We start from the raw sequence: 16644 nt of genomic DNA, 5'->3' as shown, positions 1-16644 counted from the left end.
TAACTCGGCATATTCTTTAGACGATGTAATACCTAAAGGCAATGTTATAGCTGCTCCTACAATAATTAATTGCCAACCCCAAAAGTTGAATTTACTCAAAAAATCGCTATACATTCTTGCTTTTAAAAGACGCTGCATCGAGTAGTATGCGCCTGCAAAAACAGCATTACCCACAAAGGCAAAAATTACGGCATTGGTATGCAATGGACGTAATCGACCATAACTTAACCACGGAATTCCATCGGTTAAATTTGGAAATAAGTATAAGAAGGCTACAATAAGCCCAACTAACATTCCGACAACTCCAAATGTTATTGAGGCATACAAGAAGTTTCTTACAATTTTGTTGTCATAATAAAACTGTTGCTTCTCCATAATTTAGTTAATTTTTGTTCGTTTTTATTAAAATTATTTGTTAGGGTTTTCTTTTTTTAATTCATCATCAAAAAGCATTCTTACCGACGGTGTATAATCATCGTCATACTGACCACTTTTAACTGCTTTAATAAAAGCAATTAAAAAAGCTATCGCTACAAAAATACTTACGGATATTAATATATAAATTACACTCATACCTTTATAATTTACTATAACAAAAGTAGCACTACTACTAATGCTAAAATATGACAATTGTCATACTTGTTAAATTTTGTTAAAGTTAATTCTTTTTTTCTGTTTGGCGTATAAGTTACTCATAATAGTTACAAAACTAACCACTGTTATAGAACTTAACGGCATTATAATAGCTGCTACTAATGGCGATAATTTACCCGTTAACGCAAAAGATAAACCTACCACATTGTATAATAATGATAAACCAAAACTCATATAAATTATTTTCATAGCATTTTTAGAATATTTCAAATAGTAGCTAATTTTTACAAACTGACTTGCATCGATAATTCCGTCGCAGGCTGGCGAAAATACATTTACATTTTCCGAAATAGCAATTCCTACATTGCTTTGTGCTAATGCACCAGCATCGTTTAATCCGTCGCCTACCATCATTACATTACTACCTTTCTTTTGAAGACTTTCAATAAAACGTAACTTATCTTCTGGTTTTTGGTTAAAAACCAATTCGGTAGCCAATGGCAAAAGTTTTTCTAATATTTTACGTTCGCCTTCGTTATCGCCCGAAAGCACTTTTAACTGGTATTTTTTTGATAATTTTTCAAACAATTCGCTTAATCCTTCTCTGTACTGATTGCTAAACACATAATTTCCTTTGTAAACGCCATTAATCTCAATATGAACTTTAGTTTTTTTATGCGATGTTTCGCTAAAAGTTTCTACAAACTGCGAAGAACCTAATTTTACTCGTCCATTTTCAAAAGTTGCCTCTACTCCTTTTCCTGTAGTTTCCGTATAATTTACAGGATTTAACTTTAACGTTTCAGGTAAAAACTCGTACAGTCTTCGGCTTAACGGATGATTAGAACCTCGAAGTGTGTTTTTTAGCAACGTAATTTCGTTTTCGGTTAATACATTTCCGTCGTAAATTATAGCCGTTTTTTTATTTGTTGTAATAGTTCCGGTTTTATCAAAAATAATAGTATCAACAGCTGCCATTTGCTCGATAACTTGAGTATTTTTTAAATACATTTTTTGCTTACCCATAATGCGTAGAACATTTCCTAAAGTAAACGGAGCTGTTAAGGCAAGTGCACACGGGCAAGCTACTATTAAAACAGCGGTAAACACATTTAAGGCTTCGGTTTTATCGATAAACAACCAAATAATTAAAGCTAAAAAAGCTATAGTTAACAGAATGGGTGTAAAATACTGACTAACTTTATCGGTTATCGTTTTATGTTTTTGTTCCATTTTCTTTTGAAAAACATCGTTACTCCACAATTGTGTTAAATAACTTTGTGAAACCGAAAACAACACTTCAATTTCAACGCTGTTGCCTAATTGTTTTCCTCCTGCAAAAAGTTTATCGCCCGATTTTTTTTCAATTGGCACTTCTTCGCCTGTTACAAAACTATAATCAATGGCCGTTTGGGGCGAAATTAAAATACCATCAACAGGAATTAACTCTTGGTTTCTAATTAATAAACGATCGCCTTTTTCAATATCATAAACCTGAACTTGTTCCTCTTTTCCATTTTGCAATAATCGGGTTACAGCTATAGGAAAATACGATTTATAATCGCGTTCAAACGATAAAAAACTATAGGTTTTCTGTTGAAATAATTTTCCTAATAACATAAAGAAAATTAAGCCTGTTAAGCTATCGAAAAAGCCCGAACCTAAATCGAAAATAATATCGTAGGTACTGCGAATGAACATTACGATAATTCCTAATGCTATGGGAATATCGATATTTAAAACGCCCGATTTGATACTTTTATAAGCCGATTTGTAATAATCGCTTGCCGAATAAAAAACCGCTGGCAAGGATAACCCAAACATTAACCAACGAAAAAAATGTTTGTATTGTAAAATCCAAAACTCATCTACTTCAAAATATTCGGGAAATGAAAGCAACATAATGTTACCAAAACAAAAAAAAGCAATTCCTATTTTATAAATTAAACCTCGGTTTACAGTATCTTTTTTCCTTTCGTAATTTTCTAAACTAATATAAGGTTCGTAGCCAATAGAACTTAGTAAATAAACTAAATCTTTTAACGAAACTTCTTTATTATGAAATGTAATGCGAACTGTTTTTTTAGGAAAATTTACTTGCGAAGCAATAATGCCTTTTTGTAACTTTTGAAGGTTTTCTAAAATCCAAATACAGGAACTGCAATGAATATGCGGAATATACAACGTAACAATGCTAGTTGATGCTTCATGAAATTCTAGTAATTTTGAAGTAATATCTTGATTGTCTAAATAATCGTACTTTCCTTGTATATCTTGTGGTGTAGCACCTGGTGCCGCTTGAAAATCGTAATAACAACCTAAATCGTTTTGGCTAAAAATTTCGTAAACCGTTTTACAGCCCAAACAGCAAAACAATTTATCATCGAAAATAACTTCGCTGTTTTTTTCTATTTCGTTACCACAATGGAAACAATTTTTTGATTCCATATTTTTGCTCATTTTACCTTGTACAAATATCGTAATTTGTTTATACAATTTAATATGATATTTATCATACTTTAATTATCTTTGTAACGAAATACTCTTAATAAAAATGGGCAACTGTGAGCAATGTATTGTTAGGCAACTAAGTTCTCTTAAAGCACTTACTAAAGATGAACTTTTACGAGTTGCAAAATGCAAAACATCTTATACTATTAAAAAAGGCGCTAATATTTTTGACGAAGGCGAAACCTTAAACGGAATTTTTTGCATTCGCGAAGGTGTTTGCAAATTAAGCAAGCTTAGTGCAAACGGAAAAGATCAAATTGTTAAACTAGTAAAATCGGGCGAATTATTAGGCCAACGTTCTATGATTAGCGAAGAACCTGCTAATTTAACCGCCATTGCGCTAGAAGATATGGAAGTTTGCTTTCTTCCAAAAAGTGAAGTAATGCACTTTTTTACTACAAACAATCAGTTTTCGTTTGAAGTAATGAAATCGATTTGTGTCGATTTAAAAGAATCAGACGATCAAACGGTTTCTATGGCTCAAAAAACAGTAAAAGAACGACTTGCCGAAACCTTATTGTATTTAGAAGAAGAATTTGGTATAAATGAGAAAGACAATACCTTGCGTATTCAACTTTCTAGAGAAGAATTAGCCGGAATGATAGGAACCGCAACCGAAAGTTGTATTCGCTTGCTTTCTGAATTTAATAAAAATGGAGTTATTGAACTTTTGGGTAAAAAAATCGCTTTAAAAGATAAAGTACAATTAAAGCGATTAGCTGCTAATTAAATGTTATTCTTGTGGCCCGTCCCACTCTGTAAAACCACCTATTAAATTATAAGCATTTTTAAAACCTAGTTCTTTCATAATATTGCAAGCGTTAGCACTTCGTCCGCCTGCTGCGCAATACACGTAATAATTTTTGGTTTTATCTAATTCTTCCAGCTTGTAAATAAAACCTTGTCCTTTATAAATATCAATATTTATGGCGTTAGGTATTTTACCATTGTTTACTTCCTCTTCTGTGCGAACATCTAGAATAATTCCGTTTTCATCAGTTAAAAACTGACTCCACCATTGTTGTTGGGTTAAATTCATCTTCTATTTTTTTAGCAAAAATAAACGCAATCTTTCTATATAAAAAAAATTAACAAAAAATTAATAACACTTGTATATACAACGTTGTTTAATTTTATATATTTGTATGTACAAATATTGTAGCAACAATAATATGAATATAGAAGACGAAGTAAAAAGCACGCATCCGTATTCGCTTGCAAAAAAAGTAAAGTTGAACTTACTTTTTACAAGAAATATATTGGTAGAGCATTTCCAAGAAATTTTAAAACCATTTGATTTATCTGACGAGCAATTTAACGTACTTCGTATTTTAAGAGGTCAGAAAGGTAAGCCTATAAATATGAGTTCTATTCAAGAACGTATGCTTACAAAAAACAGTAATACCACTCGCCTTATCGATAAGTTAATAGATAAAGAAATGGTTGTGCGAAAAATTTGCCCAAAAAACAGAAGAAAAATGGAAATTACCATTACAGAAAAAGGCTTAAGTGTTCTAACAAAACTAGACCCGATGGTTGATAACCATTTGCAAACATTTTCTGAAAAATTAACCGAAAAAGAATTAGAAACCTTAAATATATTATTAGAAAAATTAAGAACCGAATAAATATGAGTAATTTTATTGAAAATCAAAATTGGCGTTATGCTACAAAAAAATTTGATGCTACGAAAAAGATAAGTACTACCGATTTAGAAATTTTAAAAGAAGCTATTCGTTTAAGCGCATCGTCTTATGGACTTCAACTTTACAAAGTTTTTATTGTTGATGACAAAGAAACTAGAGATAAATTAGTAGCTGTTTGCTGGGGACAAAAACAAATAGTAGATGCTTCGCACTTATTTGTTATAGCTAATTATACCAAAGTAAATGAAAAAGACATTGAATTTCATATTGAAAACACAGCTAAAACACGTGGTATTGATGTAGAAACTTTAAAAGGATATTCCGATTTTATGAAATCGAAAATTATGGAACTTTCTGCAGAAGCGCAATCGAATTGGACTTCTAAACAAACCTATATTGCATTAGGAAATTTATTAAATGCTGCTGCTGAATTAAAAATTGACGCTACACCTATGGAAGGTTTTGAACCCGAAAAAGTAAACGAAATACTGGGTTTAAATCAATTAAACCTTAATGCTTCGTTAATTATCCCTGTAGGATATAGACACGAAGATGATGCAAACCAACATTTAAAAAAAGTAAGAAAATCGACCGAAGAATTATTTGTAACCATTTAAAACTATATAACTATGCTTAAAAATTTTAAAACTTTAGCGCTTGCTGCATTTGCACTTGTAGCATTTACAACACAGGCACAAACGGCAAAAAAAATTAATATTGAAAAAAGTTCAATTAATTGGGTAGGAAAAAAAGTTACAGGGCAACATAATGGTACTGTAAACCTAAAAGAAGGAAATTTAGTATTTAAAGATGAAGCACTTGTAGGTGGAAAATTTATCGTAGATATGACCACTATAAATACTACCGACTTACAAGGAGAATGGGCACAAAAACTAAACAATCATTTAAAAGCTGATGATTTTTTTGGTGTTGAAAAGTATCCAACAGCTACTTTACAGTTTAAGAAAATTGCCGATAAAGGAAATAATGTTTACACCATTTATGCCGATTTAACAATTAAAGATATTACGAATCCTGTTTCTTTCGATATTGTTATTGGAAAAAATACAGCAACTACAAAATTAACTATCGATAGAACTAAATTCGATATTAAATACAAATCGGGTTCATTTTTTGAAAATCTAGGCGATAAAGCTATTTACGACGATTTTGAATTAGATATAAATTTAGTTTTTTAAAAAAATATTTATAAAAATTAAAAGTCCAAAAAACTATTTTTTTGGACTTTTTTATTAATGAGGAAGTTTGTCGCGTAGAACTCCATAAATAAAATTACCAACCAAAGCACCTAAAAGTACTATACCTACAGTAGCAATACCAGAACCTAACAATATAAATATTGGTCCAGGGCAAGCGCCTACAATTCCCCAGCCTATACCGAACATAACACCTCCTGTAATATACCGAAACTTGGCTTTTTCTTTATCCATAATTTCAATAGGCTTTCCTTTATAATCTTTTACTTCTTTCTTTTTTATAAAACGAATGCCAACTACCCCTGTTACAATTGCCGTAAAAATAACACCATACATATGGAAAGACTGAAAATGAAACATTTCAAAAATTCTGTACCACGAAACAGCTTCGGCTTTGGTTAAAACAATTCCGAAAATAAATCCTACAATAATAAATCGTACTAATTTCATACTGTTAAAAAATTAAAGGAATAATGTAATGAACGGCTACTAATCCGCCAATAAAAAAACCAATTACAGCAATTAACGATGGAAGTTGCAAATTGCTCAATCCTGTTATAGCGTGTCCCGAAGTACAACCGCCAGCGTAAGGCGTTCCAAAACCAATAAGCATTCCGCCTAAAAACAATACTAAAAATCCTTTTACTGTCAAAACTGCTTCCCAGCTAAAAAGTGCATCGGGAACTAGTTTTCCGTTAGGAATATCAATATTTAATTCGTTTAAAAGTGAAATTGTTTTAGGATTTAATTCTAAAATTGAACCTGAACTTAAAAAATGTGTAGCAAAATAACCGCCTAGCATAGCGCCTACTACAACCGCTAAGTTCCATTTTTGTTCGCGCCAATCGAACTTAAAAAAATCTATTTTTTTACCCGCACCAAAAATGGAACAAACTGTTCTAAGATTAGACGACATACCAAAGGTTTTTCCAAAATATATAAGCAAAAGCATACAACAACCAATTAAAAAACCAGAAATTGACCAATGCCAAGTATCAAAAACAAAATCCATATTAAAAATTTAAGTTACAAATATAAGTATTTACACGCTATTTCTTTTCTTTTATAAAGTGTAGTATCTTTGGCAAAAATATAGAAAAATGGAAAAGTATAAAATTGAAGTAAAATGGAGTTTAATTTTTGCAATAACTTATTTTTTATGGCTATTAATTGAAAAATATTTAGGTTTCCATTCGCAAAAAGCATTGCAAGAACCTTTATTTAATTTAATTTTTGCCTTTATTTTATTAATACTGTATTTTTTTGCTTTAAAAAATAAAAAAGAAGTCGTTTTTAACAACCAAATTAGTTGGAAAGAAAGTTTCGCTAGTGGGCTTATCCTTTCGTTATTAGCAACTGTTACAACTACATTTATTGTTTATGTAATTTTTACTTATGTTTCACCGCATTATTTTGAAACAGCTATTTCGTTGAGTAAAAACAAAGAATTTGCCGAGTATAATTATAACTTACCTACTTTTATAAAAAACAATATTTTCGACAAATTATCGTTTGGAGTAGTGTTTACTGCTTGTATTAGTTACTTTATAAAAACAAAATAAAATGCGCTATTTATCATTATTCGTTTCTTTTTTATTGGTTGGTTGTATTAGCACAAAATCGACCATTCAAAACATAGACAACAACGCTGTAAGACCAAAAATTAGCAACAACACATTCGTGTTAACCGAATACGCTACTGATACTAAATATGGCTACGATGCCGATTACCCTATTAATATTGGCTTAATTTTAGAACGCCAAGAAGAAACCTATATTACTTATTTTTTTAATGCACTTGCTGCGAAAAATGGCGAAAAAATAACCGCTTTTACAAAAGTAGAAACGTGTTGCCCGTTTCCTACAAAAAATAATAGTATGGGTGCAGGAACATTAACAATTTATGAAGTACAGTTTGAAAATTTACCTTCAAAAAAATTATACTTCAATATTTACGAAAAAGGAAAAATAATGTGTCCGAAAGGATTTTCAATTCAACCTAAAAGCAACTAATACGACTTAAATTTAGATACTTTATTGTATCTTTGCACTTTCAAATTTTTGAATTATGAATTTACAAAATATACCACAAATAAAGCATACTAATAGCAACAATTTTTTTCTTTTAGCCGGACCTTGTGCTATTGAAGGCGAAGAAATGGCAATGCGCATTGCCGAAAAAGTAGTTGCCATAACCGATGCTTTAAAAATTCCTTATGTTTTTAAAGGCTCTTTTAAAAAAGCAAACCGTAGTCGTATTGATAGCTTTACAGGAATTGGCGATGAAAAAGCATTAAAAATTTTACAAAAAGTTTCTAAAGAATTTGGCGTTCCAACAGTAACCGATATTCATACTAATGAAGATGCCGCTATGGCTGCCGAATATGTAGATATATTACAAATTCCGGCATTTTTAGTACGCCAAACCGATTTAGTTGTAGCTGCTGCCAATACAGGAAAAACGGTTAACCTTAAAAAAGGACAATTTATGAGCCCAGAAAGCATGAAACACGCCGCACAAAAAGTAATGGATTGCGGTAATGAAAATTTTATGCTAACCGATAGAGGCACCATGTTTGGCTACCAAGATATGATTGTAGATTTTAGAGGTATTCCTACAATGAAACAATACGGAACTACCGTTCTAGATGTTACGCATTCGTTACAACAACCCAATCAAACGCACGGTGTAACTGGCGGACGACCAGATATGATTGAAACTATTGCTAAAGCCGGAATTGCCGTAGGCGTTGATGGAATTTTTATAGAAACACACTTTGATCCTGCTAATGCGAAAAGCGATGGAGCTAATATGTTACATTTAGACTATTTAGAGAATTTGTTAAAAAAACTAACGGCTATTCGTAGCACAATCAATCAATTTTAATATTTTTTAATTACCAATGAAGCAATCATTTTTAATGGTTGTACTATCTTTTTGTATTTTTTCACAGTACACCTTTTCGCAAGAAACAGTTGAAAATCCTGAAAAATACACCGCACACAATAAAGGTAAGTTTTTTGTTTATTGGGGAGGAAATCGCGACTCTTTTTCAAAATCCGACATTCGCTTTCAAGGAGAAAATTACGATTTTACACTGCAAAATGTATCGGCTCACGACAAACCAAAAGGTTGGCATATCGATTATTTAAACCCGAGTCGGGTTACTATTCCGCAAACGAATTTTAGAATGGGTTATTTTATTACAGACCATTACAACATTTCATTAGGTTACGAGCATATGAAGTATGTAATGTATAACGATAGACGTGTAAATTATACTGGATATTATCCTAATCCTGGTACTTATAACGAAAATCCAACAGCCGATGAACTAACTTTAGATGAAGATTTTTTACTTTTTGAACATACAGACGGTTTAAATTACATTAATGTTGATGTAGCGCGTATGGATGATATTTCTTCTATTTTTGGTATAAAAAATACCGATACATTTCAAGTTAATATTACCGAAGGCATAGGCGGAGGCGTTTTGTACCCAAAAACTAATGCTACTTTACTAGGAAAACCTCGCCACGACGATTTTCATATTTCAGGGTATGGTTTATCTGCAAAAGCGGGATTAAATCTTACGTTTTTTAAATACTTTTTTGTTCAACTCGAGCTAAAAGGTGGCTATATTAACATGAACGATATAAGAACAACAAACACCAGTGCCGACAAAGCTTCGCAAGATTTTTGGTTCTTACAACGTATGATTGCCTTTGGTGGAATTTTTAGATTATAATATACCCGTAGTGCATTTAGAAAATTTTATTTGTTTATTTCTTCAGTTCAAGTATTTCTTGGATAAATTTTATGCAAATTTATCTAAGAAATGTATCGATAACTTACAATTTAATACTTCTCGATAAAATTTTTCTTCGCTTTACTACGAAAAATTACTCGAAGTGACGTCGCTTAATAACTTTTAGCTTATAAATGCAATATGGGTATAATATGAAATTATAAAAAATTAAAAACGAGAAAATATTTTCTCGTTTTTTTTTGCTCAATTGAAAATATAATTTAACTTTGTTTTTCAAAGTACTTTAAAATGGAAGAGAAAAATTATTTAAACGACATTAAAGAAATTAAAGAAATGATGAGCCGTTCTTCGCAATTTCTTTCTTTAAGCGGACTTTCAGGTATTTTAGCTGGTGTTTATGCCATAATTGGTGCCATTTACGCTAATTATTTAATTAATTTGCATCAGTATCAATACATAACGCTAGAGAGTATAACCTTTAAAAAAATTCTGGCAACTGCCTTTGTAGTACTATTTACTTCTGTTTTTACCGCTTATTTACTTTCGGCTAAAAAAGCCAAAAAGAACAACGAAAATATGTGGAACAACACATCGAAGCGTTTGTTAGTAAACTTTGCCATACCGCTTGTTGCTGGTGGTATATTTAGTTTGTTGCTATTGCGCAATGGTTACTACGGATTAATAGCTCCTGTTACCCTACTCTTTTATGGTTTAGCTTGTTATAGTGCTAGTAAATACACGGTTCGCGATATTCGCTATTTAGGCATAACCGAAATTATTTTAGGTTTAGTTGCTGTTGAATTTTCGGGTTATGGCATTTGGTTTTGGGTAATTGGTTTTGGAGTTTGTCATATAATTTATGGTGCTATGATGTATTTTAAATACGAAAGAAAATATAAATGTTAATACTATTAGCCATCGTACTATATTTTGATATTAACTTTTTAAGAAATAGAAAACTTAAATATTCAGTTATAACAATTATAAATTCTATAATATTATATTTAATACCAGTATTATTTTTTATGATTGACCAATATAGAGTTGAAAACAAAATGAAACAATTTGATTTAAATAATGATGGATTTTTTAATTCAAATGAAATGAATACTGAATTAAAATCATTGCAAATGGAATATATATCAGATGCTGGTGGAAATTTATTTATTCTATACGGCTTTCCTGTTTGCTTGATACTTTCAATAATAATTACAATAATTCATAAAGCAATTAATAATAAATAACATTTTTGAAAAACATTATTCAAAATATAAATAAAGTTTTCGATCATCGTGTACGTTTAGGCATTATGTCGGTTTTGATGGTAAACGAAAGTGCCGATTTTACTTCGTTAAAAGAAATTTTAGGCGTAACCGATGGCAACTTGGCTAGCCATGCCAAAGCATTGGAAAACGAAAATTATATTACCATTGAAAAACAATTTATTGGACGAAAACCCAACACAAAATATATTGCAACCAAAGAAGGAAAAAAAGCCTTTCAAGAACATATAGATGCACTCGAAAAATTAATTTCCGGACAATAATACTATTTTTTTATATTTAAACTTTGAAAAACAAAGTACTTTATGACTGACTTAAAAAAATTTAACCAACTACCCTTTTCATCAAAACTTGCAATAGTAAGTTGGGCTTTAGGAACATTTTTATTGTTGCTCAATTTCTGTTTTCCTAATCAAGATGAAATTTTAATTACAGGAATTGTTTACATTGTTGTTATGGGCATTATAAACGGTGTAACGTTTCTGTATATCATCAGTAAAATAATTACCGTAACGCAAAACAGTAGGTATTATATCATTCAAGCAGGTATTATGCTTGCTAATATTCCCATTGCTATTGTATATGTTTATCTCGTAATTTCTCATTATACATCATTAAATAATTTTTAAACTATGGAAAATCAAATTCAAAATCAGAATGAAAAAAATCAAGGAAAATTTTCCTTTTTTCAAACCACAACTGCCAAATTAATTATGGTAGGAATTTTAACACTTGTACTTCTTATTCCACTAAATTTAGTACAAGATTTAATTACAGAACGTTCTACTAGAAAAGTAGAAGCTACTCAACAAATTGCCAGTACTTGGGGCGAAAACGTAATGCTAATGGGGCCAATTCTTAAAATTCCTTACAAAACCACTGTTGAAACTGAAGTAATTAACGAAAAAACCAAACAAACCACTATTCAGGTGCAAACTTATGAGGAAAATGCTTATTTTTTTCCTACCGAATTAAATTATTCAACAAAAGTTGATAAGGTTGACAAACTGAAATATGGCATTTACAAAGCGATTGTTTTTAAAAGTAAAATTGCGACTTCGGGAAATTTTGAAAAGCTCGATTTTGAAAAATTAGGCATAAAACCCGAAAATATTTTGTGGAATAAAGCCTCAATTATTGTAAAAACAACCAATTTAAAAAGTATAAAAAGTGAATTAGTGGTTAACTTTAACAACCAACAATTAACGCTAGAAACCAATAACGAAAACGATTCGCATTTCGATACACTTGAAAGTACTACTTTTTCGTTATCAAATGAAAATAAAAACAATTTTAACTTCACTATCGATTACAACGGAAGCGAAAGTATTGAATTTATTCCTTTAGGAAAAACAACAACTACAGCTATTGATGCCATTTGGAATTCGCCATCTTTTATAGGTTATTTTGCGCCAAACGATACTACAAAGAAAATAACAGCAAACGATTTTCACGCCGATTGGAAAGTTATTAACGTAAACCGACCATTTGCCCAGCAATACACCGAAAAATTACCCAATCTTCAACAGTATTCGTATGGTGTTCGTTTAATTGAAACCGCCGATCAATACCAACAAAACGAACGAGCATCAAAATATGGATTTTTGGTAATTGGGTTAACCTTTTTAATTTTCTTTTTAATACAAACCATCAGCAAAATAAACATTCACATTTTTCAATATACTATGATTGGCTTGGCACTCGTAATGTTTTACACGCTATTAATTTCGATAACCGAACATTCGTCGTTTAGCTTCGCTTATATAATTGCAGCATCAGCAGTTATTGTAATGCTACTACTCTACTCGATTTCTATATTAAAAAACAAAAAGATTTCCTTTTTTATAACCGCTGCTTTAGCTTTACTTTATAGTTTTATATTTGTAATTATTCAGTTAGAAGATTATGCGCTATTAGTAGGTAGCATTGGTTTATTCTTAATTTTAGGTGCGGTAATGTACTTTTCTAGAAAAATAGATTGGAGTACAAATTAAAATTAGAAAACTAATTACTAATAAAAAGGTTGTTTGACAATAGTTTTTCAAACAACCTTTATTTTTTACAGTCTATTTTATCTATTTCCCATCTACATAATTTTGCAAATAGGCAAAACGAGGTGTTAATTTTCCATTTTCGGTAATTTTTGCACGTTGCAAAATACCATCTTTATCATTATTGTAAAAAGCAGGAATAATTTTTTCTAAAAATACTTTTCCAAAACCTTCGCTAGCATCTTTTGGCAATTCGCACGGTAAATTATCTACCGCCATAACTACAATAGCAGCTGGGTGCGTGTAAGGCACTTCTTTGTGTTCGCTTGGTAAGTAACCATAAATTGGGTCGGCAATTGTACTAGGACGAATGGTACAAGCAATTGGACCATCAATATCGCACGAAACATCGGCTACCACTTTTAGTTTACATTTTGGCGAACGCATCATTTGTTGTGTTAAAATTACAGGTGCACCATCGCCATAAAAATGTCCTGCAATAAAAATATCGGAAACATTACTAAACTTTTCAAAATCCGATTCATATTCTTGCGGATTGTTGTAAAAATCGTATTTATCTAAAACTTGTCCGTCTTTTCGCTTGTTATAATCGAGTACATCGATAAAAGTGTAAACAGGCTCATCATAACTTTTCGACAAATAATCTGCTACCGAAACTTGTTTAATTTTCATTGCATCGAGCATTTCTTTTGCACCGTAAGCTACTTTTCCGCTTCCTGTTAAAACTATTTTTATGTTTGGCAAACGATTTTTTCGCAAGCGTTCAATCAACGCTTTTTGGTCGGGTAAGGTTTCGGCTTTTGGAATATTGAATAATTCGTATTTTAAACCAAAGGCACGAATTCCGTTGTAAGCACCAACAATTCCTGCATAACGACCAAAACCTATTAAACGATGCTTGTTTTCATCGACCAATGTTTCATGATCGTACATTTCGATGTTCTTTTCAAGAATTGCTTGAAGTAACTTTCTATTATACGGTTGCTTTTTTATGGTGTGCGAAAAAAAGAAATATTTTTTATTTGAAATTAAAGCATCAATCGGCACTTCTTTTACACCAATAAGTACATCGCAATCTTCCATTTCTGTAGTAACTTCAAAACCTTTTTCGGTGTATTGTTCGTCTGGAAATACACGAATATTTGACGATTCTACTTTAAAAACTGCTTCTGGAAACTGTATTTGTGCTTGTTTTAATTCTTCTGGCGAAAATACTACTCTTCTATCGGGTGGATTTTTGCGTTCTTTTATTATTCCAAATTTCATTTAACTTTTCTAATTTAGTTTGCATACAAATATAACATTAGCACATTCAACTTGCAATCTTTTTTTAAATTGAATAAAAAAGTAGTACTTTTGGCATTCATTTTGAATTTTGAATTTTGAATTTTGAATTTTGAATTTTGAATTTTGAATTTTGAATTTTGAAAACTGAAAATGGGGTCGACTGGTTTTGACAGCGAGTGGAATTGATTAGTAAGCACGTCGAGCTGTGTATGGTAAGCTCGTAAATATCTGCTATACGACTTTTAAACGGCGAAAATAATTACGCTTTAGCTGCTTAATCTGAATTATAGTAAGATTTGCCTAGTTCCTACAAGGTAGGAAAGCTAGATTCTCCTCAAAAGCCTTGGTTTATGGCGTTTGGTTTAGGGGAACCGTAAAAGTAAACCTAGAGTTGGTAATGCTTTAAATCCACCTCGAAAGTGTAAAGCTAAGCTAAAAGTGACGGTTTTCAGTCTAGCTTTTAGTCGAAAATTTAAGAGAAAACTAAGCGTGTAGAAAGCTCTTCGATTGCTTGTTTGGACGAGAGTTCGATTCTCTCCGACTCCACAAAAAACCCTGTAATACATTGTTTTTACAGGGTTTTTTATTTTCAACTGACAGTTTTGCTGACAATTTAAATTTTATATTTCATCATTTTAGTGATTATGATTTGAATGATCTTCTGATTTCATTTCACCTGATTGATTCATCATCATTTCGTGGTCGTATTGACAACAACCTGGTAAATTATTATATGCTTCTTCATTACCCGCAACTTTTTCTGTATCATACCCTGAAGCTGCAATTGCATTGTGTATTGCCATTTCATTAGTTTTTGAACTATCAAATGAAACATCAATTTTCTTCTTATCTTTATCCCAATTAGCAGCTGAAACACCATCAACACTATTAACCGCTTCTTCAATTGTTTCTTTACACATACCACAGTTCCCTCTTACTCCAAAAGACAAATCTGTCATTGCAATTTCATTTGATACTTCTGTTGTTGTAGTGTCTTCAACTTTTTTAGTTTCATTTTTACAACTAATTACCCCCATAGCTACTATTATAGCTACACTTAAAATTACCTTTTTCATTGTTTAAAAATTTAATTATTATATGTATTTATTTATTCTATTGTTTGTTTAACTTCACCACACTTCAGCATTGCATCACCAAAATATGGATTTCGAATTTTTTCTTCTTGACTTAACCAATACGCTCCTTTATTATTATCTGCCATAGGGCAAAATTCTACATATACCTTTTCATTGATACCAAAAAGTTGAATCGCATTTATGAAATGTGAAGATAAATGTTTAAAGTGATTTCTTTGCGTTTTAATGTTTTTTGAACTAGCTATGGAAGTTGCAGAAGATTTAATTTCAGTTTCAATAGTCATCCAATGATTATGTACTTCTTCTTTAAGCAATTTCATATCTACCTTACTTAAATTTGATAGTAAAGATGATGCATTTTGTGAACCGTCTTTTGAGTTTTCTTTTACTAAAGCATCCTTTAAATTGATATAATCATTGTAAACTTCCTTTAATTGCTCTTGAAATTTCTCCGAAACTTTTAAGCGTTCATTCATATTTGTATTTTCATTTGCTGTATTTGATAAATTCTTATCCATCCCTAAATGTCCTTCGTGACCTGTCATTGATTTGCCACCTTGCTTATTCATCATACTTTTTTTACCTTTTAATTGTGCTGCTGCATCAACTGTAAATGTTCCATTAGTGACTATTTCGTTCCCGGAAGATAATCCTCCTAAAACTTCATAAAATTCTCCTGTTTTATTTCCTAAAGTAACTTCTTTCATTTCAAATACTGGCTCATTTTGATTTGTTTTTAGATATACAACTGAACGTTCTCCTGTCCATAAAACAGCTGAAGAAGGAATTGTTAATACTTCTTTTGAAATAGAATTGGTAGCTTTTACTTTTGCAGTAACAAACATACCAGGTTTAAAAATAGCTTCCTTATTATTTAAAACAACTCTTAATTTAACAGTTCTAGTTTTAGTATTTAAAATAGGGTCTATAAAATCTACTTTACCTTTAAATTCTCTATTAGGATACGCATTGGTTATTATATTAACTTCTTGACCTTTCTTGAATTGTTCAATCTGATTTTCATACACATCAAAATTTGCCCAAACCGTATTGAGATTAGCAATTTTCAACAAAGGCTGACCTTGCTTAATATAATCGCCTTGTTCCACTAATTTTTCGGTAACAGTACCAGAAACCGTAGCATACACGGGGAAATTTTCAATGACTTTGCCAGATGATTCAATTTGGTTGATTTGAGTTTCAGACAATTTCCAAAGCTTTAATTTA

The 16644-nt window shown here is 31.1% G+C and carries 22 protein-coding genes and 1 other RNA gene; 14 read left to right on the top strand and 9 right to left on the bottom strand.

Features of this window, described 5'->3' with window-relative positions:
• The 3 genes from R2808_RS10605 to R2808_RS10595 all read right to left on the bottom strand — a co-directional run.
• On the bottom strand, nucleotides 1–375 hold a 375-nt coding region (locus tag R2808_RS10605), incomplete at its 3' end, for a cbb3-type cytochrome c oxidase subunit I (RefSeq protein ID WP_371270984.1).
• A 33-nt stretch (nucleotides 376–408) separates the two neighbouring features.
• The gene (gene ccoS / locus R2808_RS10600) at nucleotides 409–573 is read right to left on the bottom strand and encodes a cbb3-type cytochrome oxidase assembly protein CcoS (protein ID WP_371270983.1); all 165 of its coding nucleotides are present in this window, start codon (nucleotides 571–573) and stop codon (nucleotides 409–411) included.
• A 69-nt stretch (nucleotides 574–642) separates the two neighbouring features.
• The gene (locus R2808_RS10595; protein ID WP_371270982.1) at nucleotides 643–3042 is read right to left on the bottom strand and encodes a heavy metal translocating P-type ATPase metal-binding domain-containing protein; all 2400 of its coding nucleotides are present in this window, start codon (nucleotides 3040–3042) and stop codon (nucleotides 643–645) included.
• A gap of 106 nt (nucleotides 3043–3148) precedes the next feature.
• Between R2808_RS10595 and R2808_RS10590 the strand changes: the two genes are divergently transcribed.
• On the top strand, nucleotides 3149–3835 hold the full coding sequence (locus R2808_RS10590) for a Crp/Fnr family transcriptional regulator (protein WP_371270981.1): 687 nt from the start codon (nucleotides 3149–3151) through the stop codon (nucleotides 3833–3835).
• Nucleotides 3836–3838: 3 nt separating this feature from the next.
• Here the strand turns inward: R2808_RS10590 and R2808_RS10585 are convergent, their stop codons facing one another.
• Nucleotides 3839–4144 (bottom strand): rhodanese-like domain-containing protein, encoded by a 306-nt coding sequence (locus R2808_RS10585; RefSeq protein ID WP_371270980.1) that lies wholly within the window; start codon nucleotides 4142–4144, stop codon nucleotides 3839–3841.
• Nucleotides 4145–4277: 133 nt separating this feature from the next.
• Here R2808_RS10585 and R2808_RS10580 point away from each other — a divergent pair, with 133 nt between their 5' ends.
• From R2808_RS10580 to R2808_RS10570, 3 genes are read left to right on the top strand one after another with little or no spacing between them, the layout of a single operon-like run.
• Complete coding sequence (locus R2808_RS10580) at nucleotides 4278–4733, top strand: MarR family winged helix-turn-helix transcriptional regulator (protein WP_371270979.1); 456 nt, start codon at nucleotides 4278–4280, stop codon at nucleotides 4731–4733.
• Between the two features lie 2 nt (nucleotides 4734–4735).
• Entirely contained in the window at nucleotides 4736–5368 is a 633-nt protein-coding gene (locus R2808_RS10575) for an NAD(P)H-dependent oxidoreductase (RefSeq protein WP_371270978.1), read from the top strand.
• A gap of 12 nt (nucleotides 5369–5380) precedes the next feature.
• Nucleotides 5381–5950 (top strand): YceI family protein, encoded by a 570-nt coding sequence (locus R2808_RS10570; RefSeq protein WP_371270977.1) that lies wholly within the window; start codon nucleotides 5381–5383, stop codon nucleotides 5948–5950.
• 54 nt (nucleotides 5951–6004) lie between these two features.
• On the opposite strand, the gene R2808_RS10565 is transcribed toward R2808_RS10570, so the two are convergent.
• Both R2808_RS10565 and R2808_RS10560 read right to left on the bottom strand, forming a co-directional pair.
• On the bottom strand, nucleotides 6005–6418 hold the full coding sequence (locus tag R2808_RS10565) for a DUF6691 family protein (RefSeq protein WP_371270976.1): 414 nt from the start codon (nucleotides 6416–6418) through the stop codon (nucleotides 6005–6007).
• Nucleotides 6419–6422: 4 nt separating this feature from the next.
• On the bottom strand, nucleotides 6423–6980 hold the full coding sequence (locus R2808_RS10560) for a YeeE/YedE family protein (protein ID WP_371270975.1): 558 nt from the start codon (nucleotides 6978–6980) through the stop codon (nucleotides 6423–6425).
• Nucleotides 6981–7068: 88 nt separating this feature from the next.
• On the opposite strand from R2808_RS10560, the gene R2808_RS10555 reads away from it, so the two are divergent.
• From R2808_RS10555 to creD, 9 genes are all read left to right on the top strand, one after another.
• A complete protein-coding gene (locus tag R2808_RS10555; protein ID WP_371270974.1) occupies nucleotides 7069–7530 on the top strand; it encodes a DUF4199 domain-containing protein in 462 nt (153 codons plus the stop codon).
• Between the two features lies 1 nt (nucleotide 7531).
• Nucleotides 7532–7981 carry a 2-dehydro-3-deoxyphosphooctonate aldolase gene (locus R2808_RS10550; protein WP_371270973.1) on the top strand — a complete coding sequence of 150 codons (450 nt, stop codon included), beginning with the start codon at nucleotides 7532–7534 and terminating at the stop codon, nucleotides 7979–7981.
• Nucleotides 7982–8036: 55 nt separating this feature from the next.
• Nucleotides 8037–8855 carry a 3-deoxy-8-phosphooctulonate synthase gene (gene kdsA, locus R2808_RS10545; protein ID WP_371270971.1) on the top strand — a complete coding sequence of 273 codons (819 nt, stop codon included), beginning with the start codon at nucleotides 8037–8039 and terminating at the stop codon, nucleotides 8853–8855.
• 16 nt (nucleotides 8856–8871) lie between these two features.
• Entirely contained in the window at nucleotides 8872–9717 is an 846-nt protein-coding gene (locus R2808_RS10540; protein ID WP_371270969.1) for a hypothetical protein, read from the top strand.
• 309 nt (nucleotides 9718–10026) lie between these two features.
• The gene (locus R2808_RS10535) at nucleotides 10027–10644 is read left to right on the top strand and encodes a hypothetical protein (RefSeq protein ID WP_371270968.1); all 618 of its coding nucleotides are present in this window, start codon (nucleotides 10027–10029) and stop codon (nucleotides 10642–10644) included.
• 119 nt (nucleotides 10645–10763) lie between these two features.
• A complete protein-coding gene (locus tag R2808_RS10530; protein ID WP_371270966.1) occupies nucleotides 10764–10982 on the top strand; it encodes a hypothetical protein in 219 nt (72 codons plus the stop codon).
• Nucleotides 10983–10987: 5 nt separating this feature from the next.
• The gene (locus R2808_RS10525; protein ID WP_371270965.1) at nucleotides 10988–11284 is read left to right on the top strand and encodes a winged helix-turn-helix domain-containing protein; all 297 of its coding nucleotides are present in this window, start codon (nucleotides 10988–10990) and stop codon (nucleotides 11282–11284) included.
• 42 nt (nucleotides 11285–11326) lie between these two features.
• On the top strand, nucleotides 11327–11650 hold the full coding sequence (locus R2808_RS10520) for a hypothetical protein (RefSeq protein WP_371270964.1): 324 nt from the start codon (nucleotides 11327–11329) through the stop codon (nucleotides 11648–11650).
• 3 nt (nucleotides 11651–11653) lie between these two features.
• Entirely contained in the window at nucleotides 11654–13015 is a 1362-nt protein-coding gene (gene creD / locus R2808_RS10515) for a cell envelope integrity protein CreD (protein ID WP_371270963.1), read from the top strand.
• A gap of 81 nt (nucleotides 13016–13096) precedes the next feature.
• Here creD and R2808_RS10510 read toward each other — a convergent pair whose 3' ends face one another.
• Entirely contained in the window at nucleotides 13097–14299 is a 1203-nt protein-coding gene (locus R2808_RS10510; RefSeq protein ID WP_371270962.1) for an NAD(P)-dependent oxidoreductase, read from the bottom strand.
• A gap of 173 nt (nucleotides 14300–14472) precedes the next feature.
• Between R2808_RS10510 and ssrA the strand changes: the two genes are divergently transcribed.
• Nucleotides 14473–14869, top strand: a transfer-messenger RNA (tmRNA) gene (ssrA, locus tag R2808_RS10505).
• Nucleotides 14870–14955: 86 nt separating this feature from the next.
• On the opposite strand, the gene R2808_RS10500 is transcribed toward ssrA, so the two are convergent.
• Both R2808_RS10500 and R2808_RS10495 read right to left on the bottom strand, forming a co-directional pair.
• Nucleotides 14956–15396 carry a heavy-metal-associated domain-containing protein gene (locus R2808_RS10500; protein WP_221258483.1) on the bottom strand — a complete coding sequence of 147 codons (441 nt, stop codon included), beginning with the start codon at nucleotides 15394–15396 and terminating at the stop codon, nucleotides 14956–14958.
• A gap of 32 nt (nucleotides 15397–15428) precedes the next feature.
• The coding region (locus R2808_RS10495; RefSeq protein WP_371270961.1) for an efflux RND transporter periplasmic adaptor subunit at nucleotides 15429–16644 on the bottom strand (1216 nt) is incomplete at its 5' end.

Origin of the sequence: Flavobacterium sp. (assembly GCF_041392005.1) — a bacterium.
Classification (GTDB): domain Bacteria; phylum Bacteroidota; class Bacteroidia; order Flavobacteriales; family Flavobacteriaceae; genus Flavobacterium.
This window is presented reverse-complemented; position numbering and strand designations above follow the sequence as displayed.